Here is a 21,121-nt window from a genome sequence, read left to right as displayed (position 1 = left end):
ATTTAATCAAGCAGTTTTTCCACAAAATCAATTTCTGGATTACAGATTTCTGAAATCAATACTACTAGTTGTGTTTCAAACGCTGTTAGAATTTCGGAAGAGATTGCAAATTCCTTTTGCGCGCCGCGTCCAGACTTATCTTTTTTAGCAAATTTCAGAAAATAATCGCCCTGAAGATTTTTAAAGGATATAATTCCCGCTTCAATTGGGCTAGAAAAAGCTTCCATAGCATTTAATATGTAAGCGTATGTCAACACTTGGAAGCTTTTGGAGTACTTATCATAATCGGTCAGAATAGCTTCCCAATCAACAACCTCAACCTTATGCTGTTCAACCTTGCCGGTTTTATAGTCAATAATACGTTTTGTACCATTAAACTCATCTATCCTATCAACATTTCCCTTGATGGTTATTGGAAAATCGATGGCTGCTATTCGTATTTCGGTTTTAACCTCTTGTTCAAGCGCCAAAATCTTGATGCTGTTTCCAGCTTGAATGGATTCCAGTTCTTTATTCAAGAAATTATTCACATATCGTTTTGCAATTTCAAAAATGATAAGGTTTTTGCCTTTATTGATAGTTCCTTCCTTGTAATGAGCTTTAAAAAACTTCTCGACTGTTGTGTCGATAAAACTTTTCATTTCAATGATATGTTTCTCTGTGAGAATTTGACCGACAACAGGTTTGTAGAACTCTTCTAAAGTTTCGTGAATGATGGTTCCCAAAGTATTGTCAGCTACAGTTTCTTCTATTTCTTCATAGCGTTTGATACCAAGAATTTTTTCATAATAGAAATCTATCGGATTACGAATGTAATTGGTCAACGATGAAGGCGAAAACCCTTTTTCGGCAACAGATTTTATTTTTTGGAGAACATCGTCAGTTTTTTTTACCACTTTCAGCGAAGGTGAAATGGGAGGTACAATCGGCGCTACCATATAATGATTGATGTCGTGAAGCTTTTCGATTTCCAGTTGAGTTATAAATCTGCTCTTTTCGCCTCCATTCAACACATCAGGCTCTGTGTTATAAAGAATGTAAACATTTTTCGCTCGTTGCAGCAGTCGATAGAAATGGTACGTATAAACGGCATCCTTTTCTTTGTATGTAGGCAATCCGTTTTCAATCTTCACATCATACGGAATAAATGAATTATTGCTTTTTCCTGCAGGAAGAATCCCTTCATTAACAGATGATATGATGACTGTTTCAAAATCCAGGACACGAGATTCCAACATTCCCATAATTTGCAACCCTTGAAGTGGCTCTCCTTTGAAGTCCAATGTTTCGTTCTTTAAAAGTTCTTTGTACAAGCTCAAGAGTACCTGGATATTGTTTATATGGTGATGAGCTAAATTGAGTTGGTTCAGCTCATTGAAAATTTCGTTGAAACGATACAAATATTCCAGTTCCAAAAGATTTCTATCCTTTTGTATGGAAAGATTGTTTTTAATAGCAATGATTAACTCGGAACATTGTTTTATGGCTTTTTCAGGCAAATTATCCCAAGATTCAAATAGAAAGCTAATAATGTGCTTTTTTACGCCGCAGAGCTCTTCTAATTTATGTAGCGAGACGTAAACGATATTGTTCTTTAAAATATGGTTTATAATTTCGTCAGAGTAATTGACCGTTTCAGTCTGGAACAAAGGTTTGACGAATTGATGCGACAGAATGGACACTACGTCTTTATAATAAAATTCATTCTTACGATCATTTTTATGAATCAAGAACAACTCCTCAAATAAGGTTGCCAATGGAATCGATTTTAGAGGCAATCCCATCGTGATGTTGATAGCATCAATTTCAGCAGGAATACTGTTTAACAAAGGCAACAACAAGGTCTCATCACCCAAAACAATAGCAGTGTTTTCCAAACCAGTTTGTTTGGTGTGTAATTTATCTAGAAGTTCGCCTATGTATTTGACTTGCCCAATGTTCTTTGGAATGCCTACAACTTCAATATTCTTTTGTGATTGGTAATGTGTGTTTGTCCAATTAAATGGATGTTTTTCAAAGTACGACCAAGTAGCCTTATGATTACGCATAAATAATCCTGCATCGTGAATTGGATTTTTTATGAATGTCTCATCAATATCCCAATAAATATAGGCCAGCTCTTGCTGAAGTAATTCTTGAATGATAATTTCTTCGGCTTTATTGAGTGCATTAAAACCTACAAACACGTGCCTTTTGTTAGGATTATTCGCCACATAATGTTCAACGCCTTCGACAGCTTCGCGATACACAAGACCTTGGTAGCCCTTCTTTCTTTCAGTTAAGCAATCTTTAAACTTGAAATAAAAGGTTTGTATGTATGACCAAAAGGATATATAATTTTTGGTTGCATCCGTTTGATTTTCTGATAATGACCAATGATTTAGTTCCTTGATGGCTTTAAGATATTCAAAAATGTTTTCTGGTTCAATAAGATACCTATCAATCTCATTAAAATCTTGTAGAAGAATTTGAGCCCATTTTGAAAACTTGTCAAAGGGTTCTAGTTGCTCTTTTGGAATGACGTTGCTATAAACACCATAAAAATCAAACAGCAGTTCCGTATTAGTGGCGTATTTGAGTTCTGAAAGGTTTTCAACAAACTCTTCTATCGAGATAATTTCTGGAACAAAAATGGTCTTTTTAAGAGCTTTTGATAAACTATGGGTTAGGAATAGTCCAGCTCTCTTGCTAGGTAACACAAATATGAGTTGAGAAAAATCAACATCTTTTTTCTGAAGGTCTGCAATGACATCTTGAAGGAAACTTGTCATAGCATAAAATTAAAAAACGCCCCGAATATCGGAGCGTTTTTTATTATTTATTTGATAACTTCTTATTTAAGAAGTACCTCAACACGTCTGTTGTTTGTTCTTCCACCAGCAGTTTTATTAGAATCAATTGGCTTAGATTCACCAAAACCTCTTGCTTCTAATCTATCTTTGTCAATTCCATTAGCAATTAACCAATCTCTAACAGCGGTTGCTCTTCTTTCAGAAAGCAATTGATTAGATTTTTCAGAACCTACGCTATCAGTGTGACCATCGATGTAGAAGTCAGCTTTTGGATATTCTTTAAAGATTGCATTCATTGACTCTAAAGTTTGAATAGATTCTTTCTTGAAAGTAGCTTTTCCAGTATCGAACAAAATAGTTCTAGCGTACTCATTCAATTGCTTCATAACTTCAACAGTAGGCTTAACTTCAGGACATCCGTTGTTCGCAACAGTTCCTTTTTCGTTAGGACATTTATCATCTTTATCTAGCACACCGTCACCATCAGTATCTGGCCAAGGGCAACCTTTGTTAGCAGCAGGACCAGCTTGGTTAGGGCACTCGTCATCTTTATCAGCAACTCCATCACCGTCAGCATCAGGACATCCAGCCAAAGCTTTCAAACCAGCAACTGTAGGACAAGCATCTTGATTGTCTGGAACACCGTCGCCGTCAGAATCAGGACAACCGTTGAATTCAGCTAAACCAGCTTCGTTAGGACAGTCATCTTTAGCATCTTCGATACCATCACCATCAGAATCAGGACAACCATTGAAAGCTTCAAGACCTGGAACTTCAGGACAAGCATCATCTTTATCGTAAATACCATCACCATCAGTATCTTTTCCGCCAAATTTGATGGCTAATGCAACTGTGTGTTGGAAATGTTTTGCTAAATAGTCTTCAAATGCATGTTTGTAAGAAGACTGAACAGAAAGACCCACGTTTTCAGTGAACCAAAAATTTAGACCCACAGTACCATTCAATGTTCCAGCACCAATCTCATCAACCCAAGTGTAACCACCACCAACACCTAAATAAGGATCTAACCATGATTTATTTAGTAACTTACCAAAACTATACTTAATTGTACCATCAACGGCATAATATGATAAATCAGCAGCTGAAGCATCGCCCACTTTATCAATTTCATTAATCGTTCCGGCGGCAGTGAAGATAAATCCATCGCTTAAATATCTTGAAACTGAAATTGAAGACAAAGAAGGTAGAAAATTGTAATGGTCTGATAAATTAAAGTATTCATCAAAATACTCACCAAGTGGAGCATCCTCACCTACAGGGTAGAAGTCAACGGCATTGGCACCAACTCCTATAGCCCAAGGATTATTCTCATCCTGTGCATTAGCGTTGCTGAAGCTCAATAAAAGCAACGTTGCAATAAATAATCTGCTAAGATTTTTCATATTCTAATAATTTAATTTTAAGTGTTAATTGTAAGCAAAAGTAAGTTGTTAAATTCTATTAACAAAGACAAATATATAAAAATATTGATTATTTGCCCTAAAATGTGCGATTTTGGATTGATTTTAAATAATTTCCAAAGCCTTACCAACTTTGGTAAAAGCTGAAATGGCTTTATTCAAATGATCTTTGGTATGAGCCGCAGATAACTGAACCCGTATCCTGGCTTTGTCTTTTGGAACCACAGGAAAAAAGAATCCTATGACATAAATACCTTCTTTCAATAACATTTTAGCCATAGTTTGAGACAGTTTGGCATCATATAGCATTACTGGAACTATAGCAGAATCTCCATCTATGATGTCAAAGCCAGCTTTTTTCATTCCTGCTTTGAAATAGGCCGTGTTTTCTTCCAACGTATCTCTTAATTTTGTATTGTCGGCAAGCATTTCAAAAACCTTAATGGATGCTCCAACGATTGCTGGAGCCAAAGAATTTGAAAAAAGATATGGCCTAGAGCGCTGTCTCAACATATCAATGATTTCTTTTTTGCCGGTTGTATAACCTCCCATAGCTCCACCCAGTGCTTTTCCGAGGGTACCAGTAATGATATCAATTCTGCCCATAACGCCTTTGTCCTCTAGAGTTCCTCGGCCAGTTTCTCCTATAAACCCTGCCGCGTGGCACTCGTCTATCATCACCAAGGCATCATATTTGTCGGCCAAATCACAAATTTTATCCAACGGAGCGACCAGACCATCCATTGAAAACACCCCATCTGTCACGATAATCTTGAAGCGTGAGCCTCTATCGTTTGCTGCAATCAATTGTTCCTCCAAATCCTTCATATTGCTATTTTGATAGCGATATCGAGCAGCTTTGCACAACCGAACCCCATCAATAATCGATGCGTGATTTAAGGAATCAGAAATAATGGCATCTTCTTCTCCAAGAAGCGGTTCAAAAACACCTCCATTGGCGTCAAATGCCGCTGCGTAAAGGATGGTATCTTCTGTGCCATAGAAATCAGCAATCTTTTGCTCTAAAGTTTTGTGAATATCTTGAGTGCCACAAATAAAACGAACAGACGACATACCAAAACCGTGTGTATCCATCGCATCTTTTGCAGCTTGAATCACTTCTGGATGTGATGACAGGCCTAAATAATTGTTCGCGCAAAAATTCAATACCGTTTCACCAGTGTTCAGTGTGATTTCAGCCCCTTGAGGTGATGTGATGATGCGCTCTTCCTTGTAGAGACCATCATTTTTAATTTTTTGTAGTTCTTCTTGTAAATGTTGTTGTAGTTTTCCGTACATAGGTTTTTGAGTTTATTACAAATTTAGAATTCTTTTATTTGAATGTCCTCATTTATGTAAATCAATATTTTTTTTGTGACGTTAAAGCCCATTTCTTCCAAAACTGATTGGTAGCTCAAAAGTTGTTGAAAATGCGAAGGCTTTTCATTGCCAGTCTTGTAATCAATGATTGCTGTTTCTCTGTTTTGAGTTACAACAATTCGGTCTGGACGCAAAATTATGCCTTCTTTTGTGATGATATCTCTTTCATTGTAAATGATCAAATCATCAGCAAAAAACTGCTTTAAATTGTCACCTTCAACTATTTGGGCAATCGCCTTTGATAGTTCCTCAAACTGTTCTTCATTCAGTTTTCCAGATGAAACAAATTCATCCATCACAAATGGAGCATCGCTGACGGTATGTATCTGCGACATAATGTTGTGCACCAAATTTCCTTTTTCTTGTGCCTTTTCCTGTGCAGTGTCCCATAAATATCCTGAATTTGTAACAATGTTCAAGTTGTGGCTCTCTTTTGGAGTACAGATGAATTCTTTTTGAGTGACAGCAGTTTTCGATTCTTTTGAAGACAATTGCCTTTCCGGGTTGCCAAAAATATATGTGTTTTCAAGGTTATTCCATTGATTAATGGATTTTAGATAATTAATAAACAAACCAGAATAGAGGTTGAGTTTTTCATTTTGCTTAGCATCCAAATCCAATTCAGAAATAACGTAAAGTTGCTCTACTGCACGCGTCAAAACTACATACAACAAATTTATGCTGTCCAATTCCAATTCTGAACGATAATTGCTATAAATGCTGAAACCCAGCTCTCCAAATTCCTCAAGATCTTTGTTGAGATTGATGAACAAATTTGAAAAACCGCTAAAATCATCCTCACTCACAGGAAACCAAGTTTTTGGAGACATATCAAAATATATTTCCTGATTGGCATAAGGGAAAATAACGACAGGAAATTCCAAGCCTTTAGATTTATGTATGGTCATAATCTGAACGGCGTTATTGGCTTGAGGAGAAACTACGCTCAACTTATCTTTCTTTTTGTCCCAATGATTGATAAATCCGAGTAAACTTGAATTGTGTCGTTGTGAATAATCCAAAACTTCATCCAAGTAAAACTGCAGATAAGCATTTGATGCATCATTCAATTTAAAACTTCTGATGATGTTTTCAACAGCTTCATAGATAGGTGATTTCAGAAATTTGTTAAAATCAAAATAAAAATGGTGCAAAGCCAAAGCAGCGAACATAGAATTAACCTCCAAACGGTACAAACCATTGTAAAAGGAATGTTTATCTTCTAGTTGAAGCTTGAATTCTGCTAGGTAGGACAATACTTCGATTTTGAGTTGTTCGTTTTCTGGTTGGGTTGATAAACCGATAATAGCTGATATAAAACCGATTTCAGGAGAATTTTTGAGCAAAAGAGATTCTGAAGAAACAATAGGTATTTGATGCGAACTCAAATATTCTGCTATGGCAATACCTTCTTTTGATTTTCGAGTGATGACACAAATGTCTTTTAAATCGAAACCCTTTTGTTGAGCCTCTTGTATGTTTTCAAGTGTTTTTTGACAATGCAATAAATCTTTGCTATCGTTTTCTTCTAAATTTTTGACATCCAAAAATGATATTTCCACAAAACCATCAGCATCAACAGTACTGTCTTGTTTGCTCGCTTCATAAATGGCCTGATGTTCAGAGTTTGAAAACACGAAGCTAGATAGATGTTTAAAAAATGAATTATTAAAATTCACCACTTGCTTTGAACTGCGATAGTTTGCTGGCAAGTTTTTGACACACTTTTCAATGTAGAAAGGATTGCCATCCGTATACAGGTCAATGAATTGTTCTGCTTTGCCGCCTCGCCAACGATAAATGGCCTGTTTAGCATCGCCAACAATCATCGCAGAGCCTGATTCTCCCTTAAAATTCTCGCCAGAAAGTGCATTTCCAATCAGCGGAATCATATTTTGCCATTGCATAGTTGAGGTGTCCTGAAACTCATCAATAAAATAATTCTTGAATTTTTCACCAATGCGTTCGTAAATATAAGGCGCTGGCTGATTTTTTATTTCTCTGCTGATGAGCGCATTAAATTCAGATATCAATAACAGATCATCTTCGTCTTTGAGTTCTTGAAGTGATGTGTTGATTTCGTTTAAAACCGATAAAGGAGTTATGTTGTTCAGAACATTTTTAACGAATTTATATTGAATGACTTGTTGTTTTGTTTGATTGAAATTTTCCAGAAGTTTTGGTTGAATGGAATCAATCAAGGCGGCAGTTTCACTAGAAACTCGTTTAGGATAAAGTGTTGAACCATCCTCTAAATCTTCTTGCCATTTCAATCCAAAATTCACGTCAAAAGATCCATCGACCAACTTCTGAAAGTATTTAGGCAAGTAGCCGCTTGAGAAATCATTGAACTGTAAGCCGTAATTCACAATGAGCTCCAATGTTTCCCTTGCAGTATTAATTAATTTAGATTCGAGAAGTGTCATCGTTTTTGTTAGTTGCGATTTCAATTCTTTAAAATCTTCAAGGGTTTTTACTTTGAGCGAATCAATAAATCGCACATCATTTTCACTGATTAGCAATTGCGCAATGTTGTTAAAATCATACGACACGTCCCAACTCTTATCATTATCTGCCTTTTCAATGGCAAAGTCCACAAGCACTTTAGTAAGGTCTTTATTGGTGCCAGCCTTGTCGATAAGTTTGTCAACGGCCTTATGTAGTAGATTGATAGTGTCTAATTCAACCTCAAAATTGAGCGGCAACTTTAGGTCATAAGCAAAAGTTCGAATAAGCCTATGATTAAATTTATCAATAGTCGAGACATCGAAGGAGGCGTAATTATGGGCAATATTCAACAAAATGTGCTTTGACTTCTGATGTAGAGAAAGGGCATCCATATTTAACACTTTCTGCAATTCTTCAAACATTGGGTTTGAGCTGCTCAAAATTTGTTCATCAGAAAATTGCATAAGCATTTTCACAATTCGCTCTTTCATTTCGGCGACTGCCTTGTTGGTAAATGTGAGAGCCAGGATATTTTTAAAGGCCAAGTTTGATTTGGACTTACAAAGGATCTTTAAATATTCCATAACCAGAGTATAGGTTTTACCACTTCCAGCGGAAGCGTTATAAATCGTAAAAGCACACTCTTTTGACATCGATTAAAATTTCATACAAGATAAAAACTCTCTATGATTTAATAACAATTAATTATTTTTTAATGTGGCGTATTATCTGTATTATGAGTAAATTTGAAAGAAATTAATTATTAACACATAAAATCAAAATATTATGGCTTTCGAATTACCGAAATTAAAATATGCATACGACGCTTTGGAACCAAACATTGACGCTCGTACAATGGAAATACATCATACAAAACATCATCAAGGTTATACAAACAATCTTAACAGCGCTATCGAAGGAACAGATTTAGAAGGAAAGACCATTGAAAACATCCTTATTAATCTTGATATGGAGAATAAGGCAGTTAGAAATAATGGAGGAGGTTTTTATAATCATTCATTGTTTTGGGAAGTGATGAATCCTGAAAACAAAGGAAGACTTTCAGGTGAACTAAAAGATGCCATCGAGGCAAAATACAAATCGTTTGATGCTTTTAAAGATGAATTTAGCAAAGCTGCTGCCTCAAGATTTGGATCTGGATGGGCTTGGTTGTGCGTTCACAAAGGCGGAAAAATTGAAATTTGTTCAACACCAAATCAAGACAATCCACTAATGCCAGGGACAGGATGTGGTGGAACACCGATACTTGGATTGGATGTTTGGGAACACGCATATTATTTGAATTATCAAAACAGACGTCCTGACTACATTAATGCATTTTTTAATGTGATCAATTGGAACGAAGTTGAAAGAAGATACGCAGAAGCCAAATAAATAAGGTTGTATACTCTACTAGAAAAGCAAACGCGAAAGTGTTTGCTTTTTTTATTGTGTCAAACGCTGGGAATTGTTTTGAGATTCCTGTTTCCGCAGGGATGAAATGAAAAAAGGTGAACGAGTGTTCACCTTTTTTGCCCCAAATCTACCATAAACTTAACCTACTTATGTTATGGTTGAAGCAAATATATGATGAGTTAATTCGATTTGTTAAATTTTTTAGACAAACGACTTATAAATTAGGCTAAAAGAAATTTAATCGACGAACGGAAGTGTTTTGCGGCGTGAATCAATGAATAATTAAAAAAAGAAGTCCCAAATTACAGGTAGTGCAATAAAAAAAGGTGAACAAGTGTTCACCTTTTTTTGCCCCAAATCTACCATGAACTTAACCTACTTATGTTATGGTGACACTAAAGTATGCGGAAATTAGTTAAGAAGTTCAAAATATTAGACAAAATGCATTTTTATCCGATAAAAAGCTATTTTTCTAGGTGAAGTGAATTTTTGCAAGTTCTGAATATTCAATAACCCTTTGACTAATAGGCCCTTTCGTCGTTCCCTTCATAGAAATTAATGAATGCTCGATTAACAACTCGGTTTCCACCAATTGTTGGATAATCTCCCGTGAAATACCAGTCACCAAGATTTTTAGGACAAGCTTTATGTAAATTATCCACAGACTGAAATATAGTTTTCACCTCTGCTTTAACTGAAAAATCAGAGATAAGTTCTGCGATTTTGTCTGAGATTTGCTCGTCTGTAAATTCAGCGTAAAGTTCTTTCACATAATTATGAACGTCTTTATCTTCAAAATCTACTTGAGCTTTACATTTTTGATAAACTTCTTCTACCAAATGATATTTGTTGTTTTCTTTTAGCAACTCCAGCATCGCTCTAAATGCAATTAATCCTTCAAGACGCGCCATATCGATGCCATAACAATCAGGATAGCGTATTTGGGGCGCAGATGAGACCACGATAATTTTCTTTGGCTTTAAACGGTCCATCATTTTGATGATACTTTTCTTCAAGGTTGTTCCACGAACAATGCTATCGTCAATGATCACCAAATTGTCGGTAGGTTTAATGACGCCATAAGTAATGTCATAAACGTGGGCGACCAAATCATCTCTACTGCTGTCTTCTGTTATGAAAGTTCGCAGCTTTACGTCCTTGATGGCGATTTTTTCAATACGAGGCCTTTCGGATAGAATTTGGGTTACTTTTTCAGCAGATAGTTTGCCATTGCCATCAAGAATGGCCTGTGTTTTCTTTTTGTTTAAATGATCCTCTACAGTTTCAATCATTCCAAAAAAAGATGTTTCAGCCGTATTTGGAATGTAGGAGAAAACAGTATTTTTCGTATCGTAATCAATCTCTTCCAAAACTTTTGGCATCAACAATTTACCCAGTTGCTTGCGCTCTTGATAAATTTCAGCATCGCTTCCTCTAGAAAAATATATCCTTTCGAACGAACAGGCTTTTCTTTCTAAAGGCTCAAGGATTTTTTTGATAGATGTATCACCAGATTTTTTTGTAATGATGGCATGTCCAGGATCCAGCTCTTTAACGTCATTATAATCGACATTAAAAACCGTTTGAATTACAGGGCGTTCTGATGCGACCACAACAATCTCATCATCTTTGTAATAATATGCCGGCCGAATACCTGAAGGGTCACGAAGCACAAAAGAATCACCATGTCCTAATAGACCAGCCATGGCATAACCACCATCCCAATTTTTGGAAGCCTTCTTAAGAATTTTAGCAACATTCAATCGGTCAGCAATCAATGGGCTGCATTCCATTTTTGAATAGCCTTCTTTTTTCAGTTGTTTGTATTTTTTCGCCACAGCATCATCCAGAAAGTGACCAATCTTTTCCATTATGGTAATGGTATCTGCCTTCTCTTTTGGGTGTTGCCCTAATCTTACCAATCCTTCAAACAACTGATTCACATTGGTCATATTGAAATTACCTGCAACAATCAGATTTCTGTGCATCCAATTGTTTTGTCTTAAGAAAGGATGAACGCTCTCAACGCTATTTTTACCAAAAGTTCCATATCTCACGTGACCTAAAAGCAATTCACCTATATACGGAATGTGTTTTTTCTGAAGTGCTACATCATCCATATACTCTGGATGTTCCTTAAAATCTTTGTTGATGCGATCATTTATCTGGGCAAAAATATCCTGAATGGGTTGCTGTGCAACTGACCTTACACGGCTGATATATCTTTCACCGGGAGCTGTATCCAATTTTATACTGGCAAAACCTGCACCATCCTGCCCACGATTGTGCTGTTTTTCCATCATCAAGTACATCTTATTGACACCATAAAACGCACTGCCATACTTTTCTTTATAAAATTCTAAAGGCTTTAATAATCTAATGAGTGCAATGCCACACTCATGCTTTAACATATCGCTCATTCGCTTTGTTAGATTTTAGATTCGGTTTTTGTGATATACCATTGTCGAAAAAACTTCTATAAATTTACAAACAATGGTGATTAAAAAACGCGCTCGTAATGGAGCGCGTTTGTTTATGCTAATTCTATTTCAAACTGTGTGAGTTGCTTAAATTGTTGCAAACGCTGATGCACTTCCTTATAACTCAAATTTTCCATTCGCTCTGTACCAAATTTTTCCACACAGAACGATGCTAAAGTGGAGCCATAAATCACAGCACTTTTCATATTTTCAAAAGAAACATCTTCGGTTTTTGACAAGTAACCCGCAAAACCACCGGCAAAAGTATCTCCTGCTCCTGTTGGATCAAATACTTCTTCCAATGGCAAAGCTGGCGCATAGAACACGTTATCATCGTGAAACAATAACGCTCCATGTTCTCCTTTTTTGATCACTACATATTTTGGACCCATTTCGTGAATCTTACGAGCTGCAACTACCAGAGAATATTCGCCTGTCAACTGTCTTGCTTCTTCATCATTGATAGTAATGACATCTACCTTCTTGATAACTGCCAATAAATCTTCCAGAGCACAATTCATCCAGAAGTTCATTGTATCTAGGATTACCAATTTTGGTTTTTTCTCCATTTGCTCCAAAACACCCATTTGCACTAAAGGGTGCAAATTACCCAACATTACAATTTCTGAATGTCTGTAATCTTGCGGCACAACAGGTTTAAAATCGGCCAATACGTTTAACTCTGTCACCAATGTATCTCGCGTATTCATATCATTGTGATACTTACCGCTCCAGAAGAATGTTTTTCCCTCCTTTACAATCTCCACTCCAGAAACATCAATGTTTTTATTGGAAAGCAAATCCAAGTATTCTTGCGGGAAATCGCCACCTACCACTGACACAACTGCTGCATCAACATTAAACTGTGATGCTGCCAAGCCAATAAAGGTTGCAGCGCCACCTAAAATTTTATCTGTTTTTCCGAAAGGGGTTTCAATGGCATCAAACGCAACTGTCCCGACGATTACTAATTTGCTCATGTTGAGGTTTCAAAATTTGGTGCAAATATAGTGTTTTTATAGAGTAATAAGCTAATTTATTTCCTGCCGAAGTCTGCCGGAATTTCTCCCCAAGCTTTGGTTTCCCATTTGACAATTGGAGTATTATAAGTATTCGTTTTTAGCCAGGATACGGCCCTGTCTACGAGCTCAAATAGCGCTTGATTTTTTGCATTGCGTTCCAATTTCGTGTTGCAGGTCTTTTTTCTGACCCAACTGATTGCCGTTTTTGAATCTGTATAGATGATTCTGTCGCTGCTTTGTTTTTTCAATAAAGCCAAACCGTGCACAATAGCCAAAAACTCTCCTATGTTATTGGTGCCTTCCTCAAAAGGCCCTTGAATGAACAATTGCTTTTTCGTTTTGGTGTCCACACCGCGATATTCCATTTTTCCTGGATTGCCGCTGGAGGCTGCGTCTACCGAAATGGAATTGTAATTAGGCTGTCCAATTTTTTTTAGTTCGGCATCAGACAGTTCACTTTTAAACTTTCCTTTCGAAATATAATCTTTATAATTACCTTTTAAAGCTTGTTTCGCTGCATCAAAGGTTTCAAAAGATTTGTATTGTGCGCCTTCAAAATCTTTAATTTGCGCCTTACAATCATCCCACGATTCAAAAACTCCCGTATGACGCCCTTTCCAAACGGTGTAATATTTCTTTTTCTTCTTGCTCATTTTACCAAAAGAGATTCCACTACTTCTGGAAAATGTTTCATTTCCAGTTGATGAATTTTGGCAGCAACGTCTTCAGCAGAATCGGTGGAGTCAACATCACATTTAGCCTGAAAGATGATGGCACCTTCATCATAATTTTCATTGACATAGTGAATAGTAATACCTGTTTCTTTCTCCTTGTTGGCAACCACTGCTTCGTGAACAAAATGACCATACATTCCTTTGCCACCATATTTGGGCAGAAGAGCAGGGTGTATGTTGATGACCTTATTCGGAAAAACGTGAAGAATACTTTCAGGAAATTTCCATAAAAACCCAGCCAAAACTATAAGGTCAGGATTTGATGATTTGAGAATATTGAGAACATCATCTGTTTTGTAGAGCGCTATTCTATTGAAAGACAATGCGCTAATGTTCAAATTTTTAGCTCGTTCCAAAACTTTGGCATGAGGATTGTTAGTCAACACCTGAATGACAGAACCAGTTTCTCTGTTTTGAAAAAACTTAATTAAATTTTCAGCATTAGTACCACTTCCGGACGCAAAGATTACCACACGTTTCATCTACAGATATTCTTGTTCAATTATTCAGAAACAAAAAAAGGAATAATTATTAACAATTAGAAGGCAAAATGGAAATTCTTCAATGGATTTTCATTAAATTACAATCACATTTAAAAATATAAGATGGGTTTTAAAATAAAGTTTTTTATTTTTGCCATCTAATTAAAACTTAAAATTAAAAAATTATGTCAGACATTGCATCAAGAGTAAAAGCGATTATCGTTGATAAGCTAGGAGTAGATGAAAACGAAGTCGTAACAGAAGCAAGCTTCACAAATGATTTAGGCGCAGATTCTTTGGATACTGTTGAACTAATCATGGAATTTGAAAAAGAATTTGATATTCAAATCCCAGATGACCAAGCTGAAAATATTGCTACTGTTGGTCAGGCTATCTCTTATATAGAAGCAGCAAAATAAGTAACAAAACTTTATGGAATTAAGGCGAGTTGTAGTTACAGGTTTAGGCGCTCTCACACCCATTGGCAATACCAAAGATGATTATTGGAATGCATTGGTGGAAGGTAAAAGTGGTGCTGCACCTATAACATATTTTGATACTGAAAAGTTCAAGACAAAATTTGCTTGCGAATTAAAAAACTTCGTTGCAACAGACTTTATAGACCGAAAATTGGCCAGTAGAATGGACAAATTTACGCAGTATGCTATGGTGGCTTCAGATGAAGCAATAGCAGATGCTAAATTGGACCTAGATTCCGTTGACAAACTACGTGTAGGTGTCATTTGGGGAGCTGGAATTGGAGGTTTGGAAACGTTTCAAGAAGAGGTTTTGAATTACGCTAAAGGTGATGGCTCACCTCGTTTTAATCCTTTTTTCATTCCGAAAATGATTGCTGATATAGCGCCAGGAAACATTTCCATCAAGCATGGGTTTATGGGTCCTAACTATACAACTGTATCGGCTTGCGCATCATCTGCCAACGCAATGATTGATGCCCTCAATTATATTAGATTAGGGTATTGTGATGTTGTTGTGACAGGTGGAAGTGAGGCCGCAGTTACCATTGCCGGAATGGGTGGTTTTAATGCCATGCATGCCCTTTCAACCAGAAATGAAAGCCCAGAAACAGCCTCACGCCCATTTGATGCAACCAGAGATGGATTTGTCTTGGGAGAAGGCGCTGGAGCCATCATTCTTGAAGAATATGAGCATGCCAAGGCAAGAGGAGCCAAAATTTACGCAGAACTTTTAGGTGGTGGTTTGTCATCAGATGCATATCATATGACAGCACCTCATCCTGATGGAATAGGTGTAATGGCTGTAATGAAGAATTGTTTGGAAAACGCTGGGTTAAATCCAGAAGATGTTGACCATATCAATACTCATGGAACATCAACACCACTTGGTGATGTTGCCGAACTTAAAGCTATTACTGAAGTTTTTGGAGAACATGCAAAGACCATGAATATCAACTCTACTAAGTCTATGACTGGTCATTTATTGGGAGCTGCAGGTGCAATTGAGGCCATTGCCTCTATCCTTGCGATAGAACATGGTGTAGTACCTCCTACCATTAACCATTCTGTAGTTGATGAGAACATTGATCCTGAATTGAATTTAACTCTAAACAAAGCTCAAAAGAGAGATGTAAAAGTAGTTATGAGTAATACCTTCGGATTTGGAGGCCATAATGCTTGTGTGTTGTTCAAAAAATTAGATTAATTATCGAATGAAATAAACCTTGTTCTTTATGTTATTTTATGTAAATACAGTGAAAATGGTTTATAACATCTGACCAAATCATATAATAGAAAATATCAGATGAATTACATTCGTAACATATTAAATTCCCGTTCAAGTAGTAACGGGAATTTTTTTTTGCAACTTGAAAAAATAATTGGTTTCAAGCCAAAAACAAAGAGTCTTTACGTGAAGGCGTTCACTCATCGCTCTATGAACGTTAAAGACAAAAATGGAGCCGCCGTAAACTATGAGAGGCTTGAGTTTGTGGGAGACGCCATGCTTGGAGCGGTGATTGCATCGTATTTATACGGTGAAGTTCCACAAGGAGATGAAGGATATCTAACAAAAATGCGCTCAAAGGTAGTCAGTAGAGAGCATCTCAATGAATTGGGCAAAGAGTTGAACCTAATCAACTTTGTAGAATCCAAAATCCCAAAGAATAATTTCGGAAATAATATCCATGGTAATTTGTTCGAAGCTCTAGTTGGAGCAATTTTTTTGGATAGAGGTTATAAATATTGTGAAAAATTCATTTACAAAAGGGTGATTGACGCTCATGTAGACATTGAAACACTTGAAGGAAAGGTGATCAGTTACAAAAGTTTATTAATTGAATGGTGCCAAAAGGAAAAAAAGACCTTCGATTACAATGTCTATGAAGACACAGGGAATGATGACATCAAACATTTCAGCGTCAAACTCTCAATAGACAAAAAAGTTGTTGCAAAAGCACGTGCGACTTCCAAAAAAAAAGCAGAAGAAAAAGCATCCAAAAGAGCCTTTTTTGCGCTCCAGAATAAAATCTCGAGGCCTTTTTAAATATTTGAGTCAGAGCTTTCTTTAAAATCGCTCAAACTATAACGTTTTCGTGTGTTTTGTTAGTTAAGAATAACAAAAACTTCATACTGCAGTGATGATAAAATACTATATTTACCACTCATAATTGTATAATTATGGCTGTACATAAACTGCTTGTCGATGATTTTTATGACCCTTCTTTTTCCCTAATTGCCATTCACTGTAGGTTAGAGGACTATCGAATGGCGTATCTCCTCAATAAGCATTTAAACATTAAACTTGTTCGTTTACCAAATGATTTGGATTACAGATATCTAGATTCAAATTACTCTGTTTATGAATGGGAAGATGTACAACAGCAAACCATATGGAATTTGATTTCAAACGTCTGCAAAAAGGAAGAAGCAAGTTTACAAAGTTCAGGTTCGCTGTTTAATACAGAACAAATAGTTTTAAAAACATACCATCTGTTGCCAGAATTCAAAAAAGTAGATTATTTCATCAAAATATCTACTGATGAAGGCTCAATAGATGAGAAAGAATTACTAAACAAATTACAAGACATTCCGCATTTGGTTACAAGTTATAGTGTCGATGTAGAAAATATAAAATCAAAAGACAATTTAATTTTTTAATACATGTCAAAAAGAAAGAAAACCAAGATTGTAGCCACTTTAGGACCAGCAACTAGTACGAAAGAGGTGTTGAGAGCTATGATGGAGGAAGGTGTCGATGTGTTTAGGGTCAATTTTTCGCATGCAGATTATAAAGATGTGGAAGAGCGCATTACTATGATACGTGAACTGAATGAAGAGTTTGGCTATAATGTTGCCATTCTTGCCGATTTACAAGGACCTAAACTACGTGTCGGTGTTATGAAAGGTGAGGTCGTAGTTAATGAAGGTGATGAAATCATATTTGCTACCGGAAAAAAGTTTGAAGGCAATAAACAACGTGTTTATATGACCTACGATAATTTTCCTCAAGATGCAAAAGCTGGAGAGCGAATCCTTCTTGATGATGGAAAGTTGATTTTTGAAGTGGTTTCAACCGATAAAAAATCAGAAGTGAAGGCAAAGGTTATTCAAGGTGGTCCTTTGAAATCAAAGAAAGGTGTCAACTTGCCAAACACCAATATTTCACAGCCAGCTTTGACCGAGAAGGATATTGAGGATGCACTTTTTGCCATCAAGATGAAAGTTGATTGGATTGCACTTTCGTTTGTAAGACACGCAGAAGATTTGATGCAATTGGAAGAATTGATTAAAGAACATAGTGATCATAAAATTCCGATAATTGCAAAAATCGAAAAACCAGAAGCTGTTGAAAACATTGATAAAATTGTCGCTTATTGTGATGGTTTGATGGTGGCTCGTGGAGATTTGGGTGTTGAAATTCCAGCTGAAGAGGTTCCATTGATTCAAAAGCAATTGGTTTTAAGGGCAAAAAGAGCAAGAATCCCTGTGATTATTGCAACTCAAATGATGGAAACGATGATTTCAAGCCTTACACCAACAAGGGCAGAGGTCAATGACGTTGCCAATTCAGTCATGGATGGTGCCGACGCTGTGATGTTATCTGGTGAAACGTCTGTAGGTAGTTACCCGGTTCAAGTCATCAAGCAAATGTCGAACATTATCAAAAGTGTTGAAGATTCTCCGCTGATTAAAGTGCCTCAAATTCCACCACATATTCGTACCAAGCGTTACATTACAAAATCAATTTGTTATCACGCTGCACATATGGCAAATGAAATCAATGCAAGAGCCATTTCAACATTAACAAATAGTGGTTATACAGCGTTTCAGATTTCCGCTTGGAGACCGAGTGCTCATATATTGGTTTTCACCTCAAATAAGCGTATTTTAACGCAACTCAATTTGCTTTGGGGCGTAAAGGCTTTTTATTATGATAAGTTTGTCAGCACTGATGAAACCATTGAAGATGTAAACGCCATTGCCTGTAAGAAAGGCTATTTGGAAGTTGGAGATATGTTGGTGAGTCTTGCGGCAATGCCTATTCAAGAAAAAGGGATGGTAAATACACTTCGTGTGACTGAAATTTCGAGTTGTAGTTTTTAATTCGAATTAAATAATTAATAAGAAAAGCGGGAATAAGTTCCTGCTTTTTTAGTTCTTGTAAATCAGATACGAAATAGGAATTCTTGTGATTTCAATATCTTCTTTATTGGTAGCATAAGAAACATATAGGTAATCGTCCCAAATAATGCTTTTAGGATAGCTGTAACCGATTCTTTTGTATTTTCCATCGTATCGCATAGGCTGCAGGTTTTCATCTCCAGAACGTATCAAATATGCCTTGTCAAACACAAAACCATCTTTGCTTAAAGTGATTGCCAAAGGAAATCGATTTTTATTCCCTGAAGGATTGTTAACCATAAAAGCCGTTCCGTCAGATAAATTTCCTGCACTTTGTTTTGCCCTTGAATCTGGAGTGTCGATTAATTGTGGCTGCGTCCAAGTTTCCCCATTATCATAACTTACAGCAGCCAGTTTTTTGAATGAACTATTTTGATCTCGAAACACCATAACAATCGCAGCATCCTTTCTATAAAACCAACTGGGCTCCAACTCTCGGCTCATTAAACTATCCTTTGCTGTCATATTTTGCATTCTTCCAACTTTCCAATTGGAAATTCCTAAAGTGTCATCTGAATAAAATGGTTTGGCATTTAATCCAGGCTGCATATGAAATGCAGTAACGAGTCGTCCGTTTGGCAATGCGCGAACATCCTGTTCTATAATTCCAGGAATAGGTTTGCCGTCAGAATCAGTTACAGGAAGCGGTTTACTCCAAGTCAAACCATCATTGGAACTTACATATTCGGTATATCCTTGCTTGATCTCATTTGAAAAATTTGGCCAAACGCAGATATAAGCAATCAAAGTGTGGCCTCCACTATACCATCCACCATTGGTTTTGATACCATTTTCATAAATTTCTGTCAATTTCATCGGCTTTTCCCAAACCTTACCATCTTTACTTCTACTATAGAACACTTGTGTATCCTCACCATCTTCATCTACAGATGAACTTTGCCACTGCGCATAGAGATACCCTTTGAATGGAAACAGAACTGCTCCGTGATTGTATTTGTTGCCATCTTTTTGCGGTGAAAAAACCGTGAAAGTTTCAGCTTTTTCGACGAATTTTAAACCGAGTGTTTCAGGTTTGCTCATATCGAACAGCGAATCAACCGTAAAAGGAATTTGATGTTCTTGTGAGAATAGACTCGTCAGTTGAAATAAACTAATCGCCAAAACGATATTTATCTTTTTCAAACCCATCAAAATTCAAATTTTAATTGCACGCTCACTACTTTTTCCTTCTCTTCAGATTCGGCTTTTTTCTCACTTTCTGTATTTAAATTGGACATTGAAATACCAAGTAAACGGACAGAATTGTTGAGTTTTTCCTGATACAGCAAATCTTTCGCTGTTTCAAGAATCACATCTTTATCGTTGATAAAATAAGGAACCGTTTTACTACGCGTTTGAAGAGTAAAATCACTGTATTTTATTTTCAAAGTCACCGTTTTCCCAGACACTTTGCTTTTTTCCAAGCGTTTTGAAACTTCTTTGGCAATTTTCTCCAGTTTTCCCATCATAAATATTTCGCTGGATAGATTTTCATTAAAAGTTCGTTCAGCTGCCAATGATTTTCTGATCCTACTCGGCTTGACTTCGCTGTTATGAATGCCTCTGACAATAAAGTAATAGTAACTACCTGATTTCCCAAAATGCTCTTCAAGATACTCGATGGATTTTGATTTCAAATCTTTTCCGGTGAAGATTCCCAATTGATACATCTTTTCGGCCGTGACTTTTCCTACACCATAAAACTTTCGGATATCCAAATGCTCCAGAAACTCTAATACTTCTTCGGGATTTACCGTTTTTTGCCCATTGGGTTTGTTATAGTCGCTTGCAATTTTGGCAACAAATTTATTGATAGAAATTCCTGCGGAAGCTGTCAGGCCAACCTCATTCAAAATTCTATCGCGTATTTCTTTCGCTATCAATGTCGCACTCGGATTGCCTTTTTTGTTTTCAGTAACATCAAGATAGGCTTCGTCAAGCGACAATGGTTCTACCAAATCGGTATAGTCATAAAATATCTTTCTTATTTTCTTTGAAATTTCTTGATATCTGTCAAAACGCGGTCTCACAAAAATTAAATCTGGGCAATTGCGCTTCGCCTGAACACCACTCATCGCACTTCGAACACCAAATTTTCTCGCTTCATAACTTGCAGCACTCACTACGCCTCGTTTTTCGCTTCCACCAACAGCCAAAGGTTTCCCTTTTAATTCGGGATTGTCCATTTGTTCCACAGATGCATAAAACGCATCCATATCCACGTGAATAATCTTTCTTATTGGTAAATCGTTTGGCATAACGTAAATTTAGGGATTAAAACCCTT

16 protein-coding genes are annotated in these 21,121 nt (G+C 36.6%); 6 read left to right on the top strand and 10 right to left on the bottom strand.

Going from position 1 to position 21,121, the window contains the following annotated elements:
* Positions 1 to 2: 2 nt before the first annotated feature.
* The 4 genes from M0G43_RS02345 to M0G43_RS02330 all read right to left on the bottom strand — a co-directional run bounded on the left by M0G43_RS02345 (position 3) and on the right by M0G43_RS02330 (position 8,694).
* On the bottom strand, positions 3 to 2,771 hold the full coding sequence (locus M0G43_RS02345; protein ID WP_248023219.1) for a PD-(D/E)XK nuclease family protein: 2,769 nt from the start codon (positions 2,769 to 2,771) through the stop codon (positions 3 to 5).
* Between the two features lie 62 nt (positions 2,772 to 2,833).
* Positions 2,834 to 4,195: an OmpA family protein gene (locus tag M0G43_RS02340; protein WP_248023218.1), complete on the bottom strand. Its 1,362-nt coding sequence runs from the start codon at positions 4,193 to 4,195 to the stop codon at positions 2,834 to 2,836.
* 123 nt (positions 4,196 to 4,318) lie between these two features.
* On the bottom strand, positions 4,319 to 5,512 hold the full coding sequence (gene kbl, locus M0G43_RS02335) for a glycine C-acetyltransferase (RefSeq protein WP_248023216.1): 1,194 nt from the start codon (positions 5,510 to 5,512) through the stop codon (positions 4,319 to 4,321).
* A 23-nt stretch (positions 5,513 to 5,535) separates the two neighbouring features.
* Entirely contained in the window at positions 5,536 to 8,694 is a 3,159-nt protein-coding gene (locus M0G43_RS02330; RefSeq protein ID WP_248023215.1) for a UvrD-helicase domain-containing protein, read from the bottom strand.
* A gap of 133 nt (positions 8,695 to 8,827) precedes the next feature.
* On the opposite strand from M0G43_RS02330, the gene M0G43_RS02325 reads away from it, so the two are divergent.
* On the top strand, positions 8,828 to 9,436 hold the full coding sequence (locus M0G43_RS02325) for a superoxide dismutase (RefSeq protein WP_248023213.1): 609 nt from the start codon (positions 8,828 to 8,830) through the stop codon (positions 9,434 to 9,436).
* 542 nt (positions 9,437 to 9,978) lie between these two features.
* Here M0G43_RS02325 and M0G43_RS02320 read toward each other — a convergent pair.
* The 4 genes from M0G43_RS02320 to M0G43_RS02305 all read right to left on the bottom strand — a co-directional run bounded on the left by M0G43_RS02320 (position 9,979) and on the right by M0G43_RS02305 (position 14,175).
* A complete protein-coding gene (locus tag M0G43_RS02320) occupies positions 9,979 to 11,877 on the bottom strand; it encodes an amidophosphoribosyltransferase (RefSeq protein ID WP_248023212.1) in 1,899 nt (632 codons plus the stop codon).
* A 113-nt stretch (positions 11,878 to 11,990) separates the two neighbouring features.
* Positions 11,991 to 12,917, bottom strand: a complete 927-nt coding sequence (locus M0G43_RS02315) for a PfkB family carbohydrate kinase (RefSeq protein WP_248023211.1) — start codon at positions 12,915 to 12,917, stop codon at positions 11,991 to 11,993.
* 56 nt (positions 12,918 to 12,973) lie between these two features.
* Positions 12,974 to 13,612, bottom strand: coding sequence for a viroplasmin family protein (locus M0G43_RS02310; RefSeq protein WP_248023210.1), 639 nt, complete (start codon positions 13,610 to 13,612; stop codon positions 12,974 to 12,976).
* Positions 13,609 to 14,175 (bottom strand): phosphoribosylglycinamide formyltransferase, encoded by a 567-nt coding sequence (locus tag M0G43_RS02305; protein ID WP_248023209.1) that lies wholly within the window; start codon positions 14,173 to 14,175, stop codon positions 13,609 to 13,611. Before M0G43_RS02305 ends, M0G43_RS02310 begins: the two co-directional genes overlap by 4 nt.
* A gap of 185 nt (positions 14,176 to 14,360) precedes the next feature.
* Between M0G43_RS02305 and M0G43_RS02300 the strand changes: the two genes are divergently transcribed.
* From M0G43_RS02300 to pyk, 5 genes are all read left to right on the top strand, one after another.
* Complete coding sequence (locus M0G43_RS02300) at positions 14,361 to 14,594, top strand: acyl carrier protein (protein ID WP_007647141.1); 234 nt, start codon at positions 14,361 to 14,363, stop codon at positions 14,592 to 14,594.
* A gap of 13 nt (positions 14,595 to 14,607) precedes the next feature.
* The gene (gene fabF / locus M0G43_RS02295; protein WP_248023208.1) at positions 14,608 to 15,858 is read left to right on the top strand and encodes a beta-ketoacyl-ACP synthase II; all 1,251 of its coding nucleotides are present in this window, start codon (positions 14,608 to 14,610) and stop codon (positions 15,856 to 15,858) included.
* 99 nt (positions 15,859 to 15,957) lie between these two features.
* On the top strand, positions 15,958 to 16,698 hold the full coding sequence (gene rnc, locus M0G43_RS02290; protein ID WP_248023207.1) for a ribonuclease III: 741 nt from the start codon (positions 15,958 to 15,960) through the stop codon (positions 16,696 to 16,698).
* A gap of 134 nt (positions 16,699 to 16,832) precedes the next feature.
* Positions 16,833 to 17,312 carry an IPExxxVDY family protein gene (locus tag M0G43_RS02285; protein ID WP_248023205.1) on the top strand — a complete coding sequence of 160 codons (480 nt, stop codon included), beginning with the start codon at positions 16,833 to 16,835 and terminating at the stop codon, positions 17,310 to 17,312.
* Positions 17,313 to 17,315: 3 nt separating this feature from the next.
* A complete protein-coding gene (gene pyk, locus M0G43_RS02280; protein WP_248023204.1) occupies positions 17,316 to 18,758 on the top strand; it encodes a pyruvate kinase in 1,443 nt (480 codons plus the stop codon).
* A gap of 48 nt (positions 18,759 to 18,806) precedes the next feature.
* Here the strand turns inward: pyk and M0G43_RS02275 are convergent, their stop codons facing one another.
* On the bottom strand, positions 18,807 to 19,979 hold the full coding sequence (locus M0G43_RS02275) for a sialidase family protein (protein ID WP_248023203.1): 1,173 nt from the start codon (positions 19,977 to 19,979) through the stop codon (positions 18,807 to 18,809).
* 5 nt (positions 19,980 to 19,984) lie between these two features.
* On the bottom strand, positions 19,985 to 21,094 hold the full coding sequence (gene dinB / locus M0G43_RS02270; protein WP_248023202.1) for a DNA polymerase IV: 1,110 nt from the start codon (positions 21,092 to 21,094) through the stop codon (positions 19,985 to 19,987).
* Positions 21,095 to 21,121: the final 27 nt, after the last annotated feature.

The organism is Subsaxibacter sp. CAU 1640, assembly GCF_023156585.1.
Lineage (GTDB): Bacteria > Bacteroidota > Bacteroidia > Flavobacteriales > Flavobacteriaceae > JBPOFM01.
This window is presented reverse-complemented; position numbering and strand designations above follow the sequence as displayed.

What these genes read in the sequence shown, in the direction of transcription:
- M0G43_RS02285 (WP_248023205.1), top strand. Translation starts at nt 16,833, where the DNA reads ATGGCTGTACATAAACTGCTTGTCGATGATTTTTATGACCCTTCTTTT.
- rnc (WP_248023207.1), top strand. Translation starts at nt 15,958, where the DNA reads ATGAATTACATTCGTAACATATTAAATTCCCGTTCAAGTAGTAACGGG.
- M0G43_RS02315 (WP_248023211.1), bottom strand. Translation starts at nt 12,917, where the DNA reads ATGAGCAAATTAGTAATCGTCGGGACAGTTGCGTTTGATGCCATTGAA.
- pyk (WP_248023204.1), top strand. Translation starts at nt 17,316, where the DNA reads ATGTCAAAAAGAAAGAAAACCAAGATTGTAGCCACTTTAGGACCAGCA.
- fabF (WP_248023208.1), top strand. Translation starts at nt 14,608, where the DNA reads ATGGAATTAAGGCGAGTTGTAGTTACAGGTTTAGGCGCTCTCACACCC.
- M0G43_RS02345 (WP_248023219.1), bottom strand. Translation starts at nt 2,771, where the DNA reads ATGACAAGTTTCCTTCAAGATGTCATTGCAGACCTTCAGAAAAAAGAT.
- M0G43_RS02305 (WP_248023209.1), bottom strand. Translation starts at nt 14,175, where the DNA reads ATGAAACGTGTGGTAATCTTTGCGTCCGGAAGTGGTACTAATGCTGAA.
- M0G43_RS02330 (WP_248023215.1), bottom strand. Translation starts at nt 8,694, where the DNA reads ATGTCAAAAGAGTGTGCTTTTACGATTTATAACGCTTCCGCTGGAAGT.
- M0G43_RS02310 (WP_248023210.1), bottom strand. Translation starts at nt 13,612, where the DNA reads ATGAGCAAGAAGAAAAAGAAATATTACACCGTTTGGAAAGGGCGTCAT.
- kbl (WP_248023216.1), bottom strand. Translation starts at nt 5,512, where the DNA reads ATGTACGGAAAACTACAACAACATTTACAAGAAGAACTACAAAAAATT.
- M0G43_RS02320 (WP_248023212.1), bottom strand. Translation starts at nt 11,877, where the DNA reads ATGAGCGATATGTTAAAGCATGAGTGTGGCATTGCACTCATTAGATTA.
- M0G43_RS02340 (WP_248023218.1), bottom strand. Translation starts at nt 4,195, where the DNA reads ATGAAAAATCTTAGCAGATTATTTATTGCAACGTTGCTTTTATTGAGC.
- dinB (WP_248023202.1), bottom strand. Translation starts at nt 21,094, where the DNA reads ATGCCAAACGATTTACCAATAAGAAAGATTATTCACGTGGATATGGAT.
- M0G43_RS02300 (WP_007647141.1), top strand. Translation starts at nt 14,361, where the DNA reads ATGTCAGACATTGCATCAAGAGTAAAAGCGATTATCGTTGATAAGCTA.
- M0G43_RS02325 (WP_248023213.1), top strand. Translation starts at nt 8,828, where the DNA reads ATGGCTTTCGAATTACCGAAATTAAAATATGCATACGACGCTTTGGAA.